Source organism: Paenibacillus sp. FSL R5-0475 (assembly GCF_038004585.1).
In the GTDB taxonomy this organism is placed as follows: Bacteria; Bacillota; Bacilli; order Paenibacillales; family Paenibacillaceae; genus Paenibacillus_AQ.
On record NZ_JBBORK010000001.1, the window covers coordinates 4,063,839 to 4,076,640 of the forward strand.

Sequence of the window (12,802 nt, forward strand, 5' to 3'; positions counted from 1 at the left end):
TTTATCCCCTATCCCCAAATTTCTTCAAACACGCGCAGCCAGTTGCCACCCATAATCTTTGCAATATCCTCATCCTTATAACCGCGAGCCACTAGACCTCTAGTAAAATTGATAAAATAGCTATATTTTTCAAGCCCAGCAACGGTTTCAGTAGAAGGTCCGTCTCCTTTGGCAAATCCTAGCTTAGGTGCAATATGTTCTTTAAAATAAACCAATGACCAGAGCACATCGCTCATCGGCCAATCCGTTCCAATCCCGACATGATCCACGCCTACAAGCCGAATCACATATTCGATATGATCCAACACATGATCAATGGTCGTATGGTTAGGATCTTCATGAACAAACCACGGCATAGCAAAAATACCGATGACTCCACCCGTCTTCGCTATCGCGATAATCTCTTCATCACTTTTACAGCGCATATGTGGATAGATAGCCTCTACACCCGTGTGTGAAGCAATGACCGGAGTCTTAGAATACTGACAAGCATCGAGCGTGGTCTGTTTTCCGCAATGTCCCGTATCTACAATGATCCCGAGCTTGTTCAAACGCTCAATGAATCTTTTTCCATAATTCGTAATCCCAGCGTTCGACTGTTCTGCACAGCCTGCACCGACCTGATTCTGATTGTTATAAGTTAATTGTAAAATTCTTAAGCCAAAATTATGTAACACATCTAATAGGTCCAGATTGGTACCCAGGCCATCTGTTTCTTGTGCCGTGATAATACCCGCTTTATGCCCATTACGCTTGGCTGAACGAATGTCCTCTGCGGTTAATGCTTTTACTAACCAATCTGCGGAGTCAAACTGAAGCTGAACTTCAGCCATGCTATTGATCATGCTTTCTAAGGACTCTAAATGAAGTTCCCGGTTACCCGCGGTAATTCCCGATTTATACCATTCACTTTTATACTCAGGGATCTCACCGCTGGCCGACAGCTTTGTGATCATTTTTGCTGGCATGCTGCTATATATCATCGGCTCATCTTTATAGGGCTCACACAGCTCTTTTATTTTTTTAGACACAGACTCTGGAATTGCGTTTGGAGATAAGGGACCTTGAAATAGCAAATCAATATTAATGTTCTGCTCATGCAAATGTACGGCCCGTTCTTCGTCTTGCTCCGTCAACTTGAAATCATACAAACCTTCATATGTGCTCATCATGTGGTCGCTCCTTAGAATGCAATTTCAATGCCTTTTTGTAATTTAACAGCTTCATTATAAATGAAGTTGGCTGCTGCTAAATCCTCTATTGCAAGTCCTAGTCCTTTAAAAAGAGTGATCTCATCAGCTGTAGCTCTGCCCTCAATATTCCCGCTGATCAGTTCACCGATTTCACCGATAATATGGCCTGAAGTAATCACGCCTTCGTTCAGCGGAATTAAATAATCCCCAGATTCATTATGCGCGGATTCCAATCGGTCTACATATAACTTAGCTAACCGTACGGTCTCCGAATCCAGCTCACGATCCGCTGCTCTGCAGGCTCCAACCGCATTGATATGTACTCCAGGCTTCAGCCATTCTCCTTCGAGTACAGGCTCTGTGGATGCTGTTACGGTACAAATGATATCTGCTGGATTAACTGCCTCTTGAATAGTCTCAGCCACAAGGATGTCCACACCATATTTACGGCTCATTTCTGCTTGGAAATCTCTTGCCTTTGCAAGTGCCCTACTCCAAACTCTGACCTCACGAATCGATCGAACCAGTAGCATCGCTTCCAGATGACTTTTGGCTTGCTCGCCGGTACCTAGAATGGCAAGTACCTCTGCATCTTCTCTAGCCAGATAACGAGTGGCTACTGCGCTAACAGCTGCTGTGCGAATTGCGGTAATCTTCTGTCCATCTACTACAGCTTTCAGAACACCGGTAGAAGAATCGAATAACGTAACAAGCCCTTGATGGGAAGGTAAACCTGAGCCATGGTTGCTTGGAAACACACTGATGATTTTGGCACCTGCTACTTCTTCACTCTGCAAAAAGCCCGGCATTAAGCCAATCAGATTGCCTTGGTGCAGCGGGAGTACTTGTCTTAAGCTCTGTATGGCTTGTCCTGCGGACAAGTCCTTCAAAACGGATTCCATCACTGTGATGCAAGACTCCATTGCTAATAGCTCAGCCACTTCATTTTGATTAATAACTAGCATAAGACAAACCTCCTTTACTTCATTGTGGCAACAAATGTGGGAACGCAAAATTATTCTTTATATCATAACTTATACGCTTTAAATATTCATGTATAAAGCTGGAAATCAGCAATTTGTCTTACCACGGGCTATTAGCTATACTTAATATAGTTCATATTCTATTTTAAGGAGCTGACGATTGATTATGTCTAGTAAAATAACTTTAGGTAGAACAAATTTGCAGGTACTCCCTCTCGGACTGGGTGCCAATGCTGTTGGTGGGCATAATTTATTTCCCGGCTTAAATGATGAGACTGGTAAAGACATCGTTCGCAACGCTCTTGACCATGGGATCAATTTCATTGATACCGCCTTTATCTATGGTCCAGGTAGATCCGAGGAACTTATTGGAGAAGTGCTGAGAGAAAGAGGCGGCCGTGACAATGTGGTTATTGCTACTAAGGGCGCTCACAAGATTACTGGCGATAAGGTTACGATCGACAACTCTCCAGCTTTTCTAAGACAGTCTGTGGAAGACAGCTTGAAACGCCTCCGGACCGATTATATCGATCTTTACTATATTCATTTCCCTGATGAAAGCACTCCTAAGGATGAAGCTGTTGGCGAGCTTAAGAAGCTGAAGGATGAAGGAAAGATCAAAGCGATTGGGGTCTCCAACTTCTCCATTGAACAGCTGAGAGAAGCTAACAAGGACGGGCATGTGGATGTTCTCCAATCCCATTACAACCTGCTGCACCGTGATGCAGAAAAAGAACTGCTCCCTTACACGCAGGAGCTTGGCATTTCTTTCGTTCCTTACTTCCCACTCGCGTCCGGCCTTCTTGGCGGCAAGTATAAGCAAGGCGATACGTTCAGCGACAATAGAAAGAACAACCCAATGTTTCAAGGAGCGACCTTTGCCAAAAACCTGGAGAAGGTTGACAAGGTTCGCCAAATTGCCGATGCCAAAGGTGTTGAAGTCGCACATGTGGTGCTAGCCTGGTATTTGACCGTACCTTCCATCGACGCACTTATTCCCGGAGCTAAACGTCCGGAACAGATCGTATCGAATCTCCAGACTCTGAAAGTTCAGCTGACACCAGATGAGATCAAAGCGATTGATTCAATCTTTAAGGCGTAATAGCGCCTTATAATGTAAAGGGGGTTGTCCTTGAAGTCATGAAATGGCTACTGGGGCAGCCCCTTTTCTAAGGAATAGCGTCGCTGGAGTCCGCAAGCCTTAATAAATGATCAAGACTCGATAGCGCAGCTAGCCAACAAACAAAAATACAGGGCAGCGGATTCTTATCGAATATCCTAAATTCTTTGTATTAGTAAATATTGTTTGCTATACTTTCTCTGTGTATCAGTAGACTTAAATTTTTATACAAAGGGGAATTCCTTGATGATTATTCAACCTAAAACACGCGGATTTATATGCACAACAGCCCATCCAAAGGGATGCGCCAAACAAATAGAACAACAAATTGAATATGTAAAAGCGCAAAAGAAAATTGAGGGACCTGCGAATGTACTTGTCATCGGTGCCTCTACCGGATACGGACTGGCTTCTAGAATTTCAGCTGCTTTTGGTGCTGGCGCCAATACCATTGGTGTGTTCTTCGATAAGGCTGCGGAAGGTCAGCGCACCGCATCTGCAGGCTGGTACAACTCCGCTGCCTTTGAACAACAAGCAGCAGAGCTTGGACTTAAATCACACAGCATAGTTGGCGATGCCTTCTCTGATGCGATTAAAGAGAAGACCATTGCACTGATTAAAGCTGAATATGGCACCATCGATTTAGTTATTTATAGTGTCGCTTCACCTCGTCGTACCCATCCGGTAACAGGAGAAACCTTCTCCTCCGTTATTAAACCGGTGGGAACAGCTTATTCGAATAAAACCTTGAACTTCCATACAGGCGAAGTATCCATGACCACCATTGAGCCTGCTAATGAAGAGGAAGTACGTCAGACCATCGCTGTAATGGGAGGCGAAGACTGGAGAATGTGGATCGATCAGCTTCAAGCAGCTGATGTCCTTGCAGATGGTGCTACTACCGTTGCTTACTCCTACATCGGGCCTGAAATCACTCACCCTATCTATCGGGACGGAACAATTGGCCAAGCCAAGCACGATCTGGAACAGACTGCGATCCAAATGAATGACCTTCTTTCATCAAAAGGCGGACGTGCCTTTGTATCCGTTAATAAGGCGCTCGTAACTCAGTCCAGCTCAGCTATTCCTGTAGTACCCCTTTATATCTCTGCACTTTATGAAGTGATGAAGGAAAAAGGCCTGCACGAGAACTGTATTGAACAAATGTATCGCTTGTTCTCTGAGCACCTATACGGTGAAGGCAAGGCTACTGCTGACGGAAGCTGCTTGATCCGCATTGACGACTGGGAAATGCGTGAGGATGTCCAGACAGAGGTTATGAAACGTTGGGACGAGCTGACAACTGATAATGCAGGTGAGCTGGCTGATCTTGAAGGCTACCGCCAAGATTTCTTCAATCTGTTTGGCTTTAGAACAGATGGCGTAGACTACGAAGCAGATATTGATCCTAATGTCGACATTCCGAATATGTATTAAAATGATTCTGAATACATCCATATGCTAATTCTGGATGTATAAACAAAGAGGTTGTCTGCAAAAGTAGTGAAGTCTACTGATGTGGCGGCCTCTTTTTTGTACTTTGCTTACAACCTACCTATACGTCGTAGGGCATATTGGCTTAGCCTCCCACTTTGTGATATGGTTTGATAGAATACTGCAAGTTCTAACTTACATTCTAAGGAGTGAATCACTCATGGTTAAGAAAATTAGTGTAGCGAATGGTGTACTTGACGTATCCCAAATTTCGCTGGGCTGTATGCGGATTGCGGATTTGTCTGCAAAAGAGGCTGATACACATGTACATAGTGCGTTGGAGCTCGGAATAGACTTCTTTGATCATGCCGACATTTATGCGGACGGCAAAGCTGAAGAGGTATTCGCAGGGGTACTTCAGAACAATCCTGGTATGCGTGATAAAATGCTGATCCAAACCAAATGCGGAATCCGCAAGGGCTATTTTGATTTTTCCAAAGAGCATATCCTACAATCCGTAGAGGGTAGCCTAAAACGCTTGAAGACCGATTATATCGATGTGCTCTTGCTTCACCGTCCTGACACGCTGTTCGAGCCGGAAGAAGTGGCTGAGGCTTTTGACATTCTGGAGAACAAGGGATTGGTCAAGCATTTTGGTGTCAGCAACCAGAACCCGTTACAAATCGAGCTACTGAAGAAAAATGTAAAGCAACCACTGCTGTTCAACCAGCTGCAATTAAGCATTATGTTTACGGGTATGATTGATACCGGCTTTAATGTGAATATGACAAACTCCGGTTCGGTTGTTCATGATGGCGGGATTTTGGAGTACAGCCGTCTTCATGACATGACCATTCAGCCATGGTCGCCTTTCCAATATGGCTTTTTTGAAGGTGTATTCTTGGACAACGACAAGTTCCCTGAATTGAACGAGGTCATTAACCGCTTAGCAGCTGAAAAAGAGGTTACCAATACCGCTATTGCCATTGCCTGGATTCTCAGACATCCGGCAAATATGCAGCCTGTTGTAGGTACAACCAATACGCAGCGATTGCGGGATATTGCCAAAGCATCCGATATTACACTCACCAGACCAGAATGGTATGAAATTTACCGTGCTGCGGGTAATATCCTTCCATAAATATCAAAAGCCACGAAGTACGCTAATATCGTACTTCGTGGCTTTTTTTGTGACTATAATTGAAACCGTATAACTCATATAAAAAAAGAAACGGCATCTCTGCCGCTTCTTTTAAGGATGGACTCTCAGGGGCTCGAACCCTGGACAAATAGATTAAGAGTCTACTGCTCTACCAACTGAGCTAAGAGTCCACAATATAATGATTTACCTTACTATACTTGAAAAGCAAAAGCCCTTAGCTTAACGCATAAGAGCTTCGCTTGCTAATTGATACCGGCGAGAGGACTCGAACCTCCACGGTTTCCCTCTCGATTTTGAGTCGAGCGCGTCTGCCATTCCGCCACGCCGGCAAAGTATGAAGTTGAAATATGGCGCGCCCTGAGAGATTCGAACTCCCGGCCTTTTGATTCGTAGTCAAACGCTCTATCCAGCTGAGCTAAGGGCGCAAAATTTATATGGAGCGGACGACGGGAATCGAACCCGCGACCCTCGCCTTGGCAAGGCGATGCTCTACCGCTGAGCCACGTCCGCACACGGTATGTATTAGTGTCCGACTCACTTAAGAAGTGAGCCATGAAGGACTCGAACCTTCGACACCCTGATTAAAAGTCAGGTGCTCTACCAACTGAGCTAATGGCTCATGAAGCAAGAAAAATGGCGGAACCGACGAGATTCGAACTCGCGATCTCCTGCGTGACAGGCAGGCATGTTAGGCCAACTACACCACGGTTCCAAAAGATATAATTGCTTGATGAAAATTGGTTGCGGGGGCAGGATTTGAACCTGCGGCCTTCGGGTTATGAGCCCGACGAGCTACCGGGCTGCTCCACCCCGCGTCATTAAAAATATTTAGCTATTCATTACCATAAGAAAGCTTCATGGTGGAGGCTGAGGGGATCGAACCCCCGACCCTCTGCTTGTAAGGCAGATGCTCTCCCAGCTGAGCTAAGCCTCCATGTAAAGAAGCAACTCAATTATCATAACACAATCCAACCTGTAATGCAACATTTTATTTCAGAAGAACAATTACGTTTTAAAGAAATTGGTGACCCGTATGGGATTCGAACCCATGTTACCTCCGTGAAAGGGAGGTGTCTTAACCCCTTGACCAACGGGCCGTATTGAAAACAAAATGTTTTGACAACAAAAAAGATTATATCATGTATTTCGAAGTATAGCAATACCTAAATTAATATATTTTCACTTTTCTTCTATAATAGGCGTTAAAGTGATATCAAGCTTACTAGCTATCATCTTTACGACTCCTAGAGTAGTCAGGTTATTTGTGTCTAAATGGTCTTTAAATACGTCCTTATTAAGCCCTGTGAGGCATCTGTCGATCTGTTGAACGGCCCACGAGTCATTCCCTTCACCTCTACCACCCAATCTCTTGAGCAGCGTCTCTCGTGAGGCACACAAAGTAAAATGATGAACCTCTAATCCCTCATTTATTAGATTACCAGCAATGTCCATCCAATATTCTGGGTTGACTATGGTCGTAGGTACGATAATCGTTCCCCTATATTCGCTAGCTATGTATTTTAACATGGAATGGTTAATTTCACAAAGATAATAGTCCTGAAAGTCACTTTTTGTCATCACCTCGGGAATGTTTGCTCTTATGTAATACCCTACATTCTCTGGATCGTATACAAAAGAATCAGGAAGTCTGCGATGTAATTCATATGCAGTTTCTGTCTTCCCCGCACCAAAAGCTCCATTGATCCATATAATCAAGATCTTTATCCCCCATGAATAATCTATTAGTGACTCTATTAAACCACTTTATCATAAAAACCCTTACAAGCAAATTCACTCTACAAGGCACAACAAAAAGACCACTGTCGATTACTCAACAGTGGTCTTGCGTGCTTGGCAACGTCCTACTCTCCCAGGACCCTTCGGTCCAAGTACCATCGGCGCTGGAGGGCTTAACGGTCGTGTTCGGGATGGGTACGCGTGGAACCCCTCCGCTATCGCCACCAAACGGGCATTTGCGGTACAAATGCATTATTCAGGTCTCAGCATCGCCAAATGCTGAAAACAAAATTCATCAACATACAGCCACTAGGACCATATGGTTTAGAACTTGATTCCTGAAAACTGAATCCGAATCGAATTTGCGTTTTAAGTATAGGATAAGCCCTCGACCGATTAGTATTGGTCAGCTCCATGCATTACTGCACTTCCACCTCCAACCTATCTACCTCGTCGTCTTCAAGGGGTCTTACTAATTGGGAAATCTCATCTTGAGGGGGGCTTCACGCTTAGATGCTTTCAGCGCTTATCCCGTCCGTACGTAGCTACCCAGCCATGCTTCTGGCGAAACAACTGGTGCACCAGCGGTACGTCCATCCCGGTCCTCTCGTACTAAGGACAGCTCCTCTCAAATTTCCTGCGCCCACGACAGATAGGGACCGAACTGTCTCACGACGTTCTGAACCCAGCTCGCGTACCGCTTTAATGGGCGAACAGCCCAACCCTTGGGACCTACTTCAGCCCCAGGATGCGATGAGCCGACATCGAGGTGCCAAACCTCCCCGTCGATGTGGACTCTTGGGGGAGATAAGCCTGTTATCCCCAGGGTAGCTTTTATCCGTTGAGCGATGGCCCTTCCATGCGGTACCACCGGATCACTAAGTCCGACTTTCGTCCCTGCTCGACTTGTAGGTCTCGCAGTCAAGCTCCCTTATGCCTTTGCACTCTTCGAATGATTTCCAACCATTCTGAGGGAACCTTGGAACGCCTCCGTTACTCTTTAGGAGGCGACCGCCCCAGTCAAACTGCCCGCCTGACACGGTCCCCGTACCCGATTAGGGTACTAGGTTAGAACCTAGATACGATCAGGGTGGTATCCCAACGGCGCCTCCACCGAAGCTTGCGCTCCGATTTCTACGGCTCCCACCTATCCTGTACAGATCGTACCCAAATTCAATATCAAGCTGCAGTAAAGCTCCATGGGGTCTTTCCGTCTTGTCGCGGGTAACCTGCATCTTCACAGGTATTAAAATTTCACCGGATCTCTCGTTGAGACAGCGCCCAAGTCGTTACGCCATTCGTGCGGGTCAGAATTTACCTGACAAGGAATTTCGCTACCTTAGGACCGTTATAGTTACGGCCGCCGTTTACTGGGGCTTCGGTTCATAGCTTCGGGTTACCCCTAACCACTCCCCTTAACCTTCCAGCACCGGGCAGGCGTCAGCCCGTATACTTCGCCTTGCGGCTTCGCACAGACCTGTGTTTTTGCTAAACAGTCGCTTGGGCCTTTTCACTGCGGCCCCCTCGTGCTATTCACACTACCGGGGCACCCCTTCTCCCGAAGTTACGGGGTCATTTTGCCGAGTTCCTTAACGAGAGTTCTTCCGCGCGCCTTAGAATTCTCTTCTCGCCTACCTGTGTCGGTTTGCGGTACGGGCACCTTCTCCTGGCTAGAGGCTTTTCTTGGCAGTGTGAGATCATGACCTTCGCTACTGTAATTTTCGCTCCCCATCACAGCCCAGCCTTAACGATGTGCGGATTTGCCTACACATCAGCCTCACTGCTTAGACGGACATATCCATCAGTCCGCGTCACTACCCTCCTGCGTCACCCCATCGCTCATAGCGGATTACGGTGGTACAGTAATTTCAAACTGTTGTCCTTCGACTACGCCTTTCGGCCTCGCCTTAGGTCCCGACTTACCCTGAGCGGACGAGCCTTCCTCAGGAAACCTTGGGCTTTCGGCGGATCAGATTCTCACTGATCTTTTCGTTACTCATACCGGCATTCTCACTTGTATGCTGTCCAGCGCTCCTTACGGTACACCTTCAACCCACATACAACGCTCCCCTACCCCAGATACATACGTATCTAGCCATAGCTTCGGTGGTGTGTTTAGCCCCGTTACATTTTCGGCGCAGAGTCACTCGACCAGTGAGCTATTACGCACTCTTTCAATGGTGGCTGCTTCTAAGCCAACATCCTGGTTGTCTGTGCAACTCCACATCCTTTCCCACTTAACACACACTTGGGGACCTTAGCTGATGGTCTGGGCTGTTTCCCTTTTGACAATGGATCTTAGCACTCACTGTCTGACTCCCGGCAATAAGTATATGGCATTCGGAGTTTGACTGAGCTTGGTAATCCTTGCGGACCCCGCACCCAATCAGTGCTCTACCTCCACTACTCTTATACCGAGGCTAGCCCTAAAGCTATTTCGGGGAGAACCAGCTATCTCCGAGTTCGATTGGAATTTCTCCGCTACCCCCACCTCATCCCCGCATTTTTCAACATGCGTGGGTTCGGGCCTCCAGTGCGTGTTACCGCACCTTCACCCTGGACAGGGGTAGATCACACGGTTTCGGGTCTACGTCCACATACTAAATCGCCCTATTCAGACTCGCTTTCGCTGCGGCTCCGTCTTCTCGACTTAACCTTGCATGTTAAACGTAACTCGCCGGTTCATTCTACAAAAGGCACGCCATCACCCATTAATAGGGCTCTGACTTTTTGTAAGCACACGGTTTCAGGTTCTATTTCACTCCCCTTCCGGGGTGCTTTTCACCTTTCCCTCACGGTACTGTTTCACTATCGGTCGCCAGGTAGTATTTAGCCTTAGCAGATGGTCCTGCTGGATTCATACGGGGTTTCACGTGCCCCGCACTACTCGGGATCCGTCTCGGAGAGAACACAGTTTAGGCTACAGGGCTTTTACCTCTATCGCGGGCCTTTCCAGACCTCTTCACCTACCATATTCCTTTGTAACTCCATGTGAGACGTCCCACAACCCCTAAGAGCAAGCTCTTAGGTTTAGGCTGTTCCGCGTTCGCTCGCCGCTACTGACGGAATCACTATTGTTTTCTCTTCCTCAGGGTACTTAGATGTTTCAGTTCCCCTGGTCTGCCTCTACATCTCCTATGTGTTCAGAGATGAGTAACTGCGAATTACCACAGCTGGGTTTCCCCATTCGGACACCCCCGGATCAAAGCTTGCTTACAGCTCCCCGAGGCAGTTTCGTTGTTCGCCACGTCCTTCGTCGGCTCCTGGCGCCTAGGCATCCTCCGTGTGCTCTTATTAGCTTAACCTTGATTTTTCCTAAGAAAAATCTCACTAATAACATTTACTTGTTTACACAAGTTGCTAAAAGATGTTCTAAAACGCAAATTCGTTTCGGTATCCAGTTTTCAAGGATCAAGTCTTACTTGAGAGCTTAAACTCTCAAAACTGAGCAACGAGTGAGTAACAGGCCTAAACCTGAGTTGTGGAAGCTTAACTTCCGATTTGAATGTCTTCATTGCAGAAGACGATTCTCCATAGAAAGGAGGTGATCCAGCCGCACCTTCCGATACGGCTACCTTGTTACGACTTCACCCCAATCATCTACCCCACCTTCGGCGGCTGGCTCCCTTGCGGGTTACCCCACCGACTTCGGGTGTTGTAAACTCTCGTGGTGTGACGGGCGGTGTGTACAAGACCCGGGAACGTATTCACCGCGGCATGCTGATCCGCGATTACTAGCAATTCCGACTTCATGCAGGCGAGTTGCAGCCTGCAATCCGAACTGAGACCGGCTTTGATGGGATTGGCTTCACCTCGCGGCTTCGCTTCCCGTTGTACCGGCCATTGTAGTACGTGTGTAGCCCAGGTCATAAGGGGCATGATGATTTGACGTCATCCCCACCTTCCTCCGGTTTGTCACCGGCAGTCACTCTAGAGTGCCCAGCTTAACCTGCTGGCAACTAAAGTTAAGGGTTGCGCTCGTTGCGGGACTTAACCCAACATCTCACGACACGAGCTGACGACAACCATGCACCACCTGTCTCCTCTGTCCCGAAGGCCGCCACTATCTCTAGTGGATTCAGAGGGATGTCAAGACCTGGTAAGGTTCTTCGCGTTGCTTCGAATTAAACCACATACTCCACTGCTTGTGCGGGTCCCCGTCAATTCCTTTGAGTTTCAGTCTTGCGACCGTACTCCCCAGGCGGAGTGCTTACTGTGTTAACTTCGGCACCAAGGGTATCGAAACCCCTAACACCTAGCACTCATCGTTTACGGCGTGGACTACCAGGGTATCTAATCCTGTTTGCTCCCCACGCTTTCGCGCCTCAGCGTCAGTTACAGCCCAGAAAGTCGCCTTCGCCACTGGTGTTCCTCCACATATCTACGCATTTCACCGCTACACGTGGAATTCCACTTTCCTCTTCTGTACTCAAGTCACCCAGTTTCCAGTGCGACCTCAGGTTGAGCCCAAGGTTTAAACACCAGACTTAAATGACCGCCTGCGCGCGCTTTACGCCCAATAATTCCGGACAACGCTTGCCCCCTACGTATTACCGCGGCTGCTGGCACGTAGTTAGCCGGGGCTTTCTTCTCAGGTACCGTCACTCCGGTAGCAGTTACTCTACCGGACGTTCTTCCCTGGCAACAGAGCTTTACGATCCGAAAACCTTCATCACTCACGCGGCGTTGCTCCGTCAGACTTTCGTCCATTGCGGAAGATTCCCTACTGCTGCCTCCCGTAGGAGTCTGGGCCGTGTCTCAGTCCCAGTGTGGCCGTTCACCCTCTCAGGTCGGCTACGCATCGTCGCCTTGGTGGGCCGTTACCCCACCAACTAGCTAATGCGCCGCAGGCCCATCCCTCAGTGACAGATTGCTCCGTCTTTCATTCTTCCTTCAGGAGAAAAAAGAAATTATCCGGTATTAGCTACCGTTTCCGGTAGTTATCCCAGTCTAAGGGGCAGGTTGCCTACGTGTTACTCACCCGTCCGCCGCTAAGTTACTTTGAAAGCAAGCTTTCAAAGTAACTTCGCTCGACTTGCATGTATTAGGCACGCCGCCAGCGTTCGTCCTGAGCCAGGATCAAACTCTCCAATTAGTATTGAAAAGAGCGATATGCTCATTTTGAAACATCTGACGAGAAAATTAATTCTCTAATTTCGGATTTCACTTTCGT

The 12,802-nt window shown here is 47.4% G+C and carries 6 protein-coding genes, 9 tRNA genes and 3 rRNA genes; 3 read left to right on the top strand and 15 right to left on the bottom strand.

Annotation, left to right across the window (positions count from 1 at the left end):
* Positions 1-8: 8 nt before the first annotated feature.
* Positions 9-1,172 carry a dipeptidase gene (locus MKX41_RS18240; RefSeq protein ID WP_340972401.1) on the bottom strand — a complete coding sequence of 388 codons (1,164 nt, stop codon included), beginning with the start codon at positions 1,170-1,172 and terminating at the stop codon, positions 9-11.
* 11 nt (positions 1,173-1,183) lie between these two features.
* Complete coding sequence (locus MKX41_RS18245) at positions 1,184-2,158, bottom strand: ornithine cyclodeaminase family protein (protein WP_339243278.1); 975 nt, start codon at positions 2,156-2,158, stop codon at positions 1,184-1,186.
* A gap of 184 nt (positions 2,159-2,342) precedes the next feature.
* On the opposite strand from MKX41_RS18245, the gene MKX41_RS18250 reads away from it, so the two are divergent.
* The 3 genes from MKX41_RS18250 (at position 2,343) to MKX41_RS18260 (ending at position 5,871) form a co-directional block, all read left to right on the top strand.
* On the top strand, positions 2,343-3,278 hold the full coding sequence (locus MKX41_RS18250; RefSeq protein WP_340972404.1) for an aldo/keto reductase: 936 nt from the start codon (positions 2,343-2,345) through the stop codon (positions 3,276-3,278).
* Positions 3,279-3,542: 264 nt separating this feature from the next.
* On the top strand, positions 3,543-4,733 hold the full coding sequence (gene fabV, locus MKX41_RS18255; RefSeq protein WP_340972407.1) for an enoyl-ACP reductase FabV: 1,191 nt from the start codon (positions 3,543-3,545) through the stop codon (positions 4,731-4,733).
* Between the two features lie 217 nt (positions 4,734-4,950).
* A complete protein-coding gene (locus MKX41_RS18260) occupies positions 4,951-5,871 on the top strand; it encodes an aldo/keto reductase (RefSeq protein WP_076284852.1) in 921 nt (306 codons plus the stop codon).
* Between the two features lie 118 nt (positions 5,872-5,989).
* Here MKX41_RS18260 and MKX41_RS18265 read toward each other — a convergent pair.
* The 13 genes from MKX41_RS18265 to MKX41_RS18325 form a co-directional block, all read right to left on the bottom strand.
* Positions 5,990-6,062, bottom strand: a tRNA-Lys gene (locus MKX41_RS18265).
* 80 nt (positions 6,063-6,142) lie between these two features.
* A tRNA-Leu gene (locus MKX41_RS18270) sits at positions 6,143-6,221 on the bottom strand.
* 19 nt (positions 6,222-6,240) lie between these two features.
* Positions 6,241-6,317: transfer RNA gene (locus MKX41_RS18275), tRNA-Arg, on the bottom strand.
* Between the two features lie 10 nt (positions 6,318-6,327).
* Positions 6,328-6,402, bottom strand: a tRNA-Gly gene (locus MKX41_RS18280).
* Between the two features lie 36 nt (positions 6,403-6,438).
* A tRNA-Lys gene (locus MKX41_RS18285) sits at positions 6,439-6,511 on the bottom strand.
* A 15-nt stretch (positions 6,512-6,526) separates the two neighbouring features.
* Positions 6,527-6,604, bottom strand: a tRNA-Asp gene (locus tag MKX41_RS18290).
* A 26-nt stretch (positions 6,605-6,630) separates the two neighbouring features.
* Positions 6,631-6,707, bottom strand: a tRNA-Met gene (locus MKX41_RS18295).
* A gap of 43 nt (positions 6,708-6,750) precedes the next feature.
* Positions 6,751-6,826 (bottom strand) — tRNA-Val (locus MKX41_RS18300).
* 88 nt (positions 6,827-6,914) lie between these two features.
* A tRNA-Glu gene (locus MKX41_RS18305) sits at positions 6,915-6,989 on the bottom strand.
* 82 nt (positions 6,990-7,071) lie between these two features.
* On the bottom strand, positions 7,072-7,608 hold the full coding sequence (locus tag MKX41_RS18310) for an AAA family ATPase (RefSeq protein ID WP_340972410.1): 537 nt from the start codon (positions 7,606-7,608) through the stop codon (positions 7,072-7,074).
* A 133-nt stretch (positions 7,609-7,741) separates the two neighbouring features.
* Positions 7,742-7,858 (bottom strand): 5S ribosomal RNA (rrf, locus tag MKX41_RS18315).
* Between the two features lie 147 nt (positions 7,859-8,005).
* Positions 8,006-10,934 (bottom strand): 23S ribosomal RNA (locus MKX41_RS18320).
* 232 nt (positions 10,935-11,166) lie between these two features.
* Positions 11,167-12,724: ribosomal RNA gene (locus tag MKX41_RS18325) — 16S ribosomal RNA — on the bottom strand.
* The 16S, 23S and 5S rRNA genes sit together here, the layout of an rRNA operon.
* Positions 12,725-12,802: the final 78 nt, after the last annotated feature.

What these genes read in the sequence shown, in the direction of transcription:
- MKX41_RS18240 (WP_340972401.1), bottom strand. Translation starts at nt 1,172, where the DNA reads ATGATGAGCACATATGAAGGTTTGTATGATTTCAAGTTGACGGAGCAA.
- MKX41_RS18245 (WP_339243278.1), bottom strand. Translation starts at nt 2,158, where the DNA reads ATGCTAGTTATTAATCAAAATGAAGTGGCTGAGCTATTAGCAATGGAG.
- MKX41_RS18250 (WP_340972404.1), top strand. Translation starts at nt 2,343, where the DNA reads ATGTCTAGTAAAATAACTTTAGGTAGAACAAATTTGCAGGTACTCCCT.
- fabV (WP_340972407.1), top strand. Translation starts at nt 3,543, where the DNA reads ATGATTATTCAACCTAAAACACGCGGATTTATATGCACAACAGCCCAT.
- MKX41_RS18260 (WP_076284852.1), top strand. Translation starts at nt 4,951, where the DNA reads ATGGTTAAGAAAATTAGTGTAGCGAATGGTGTACTTGACGTATCCCAA.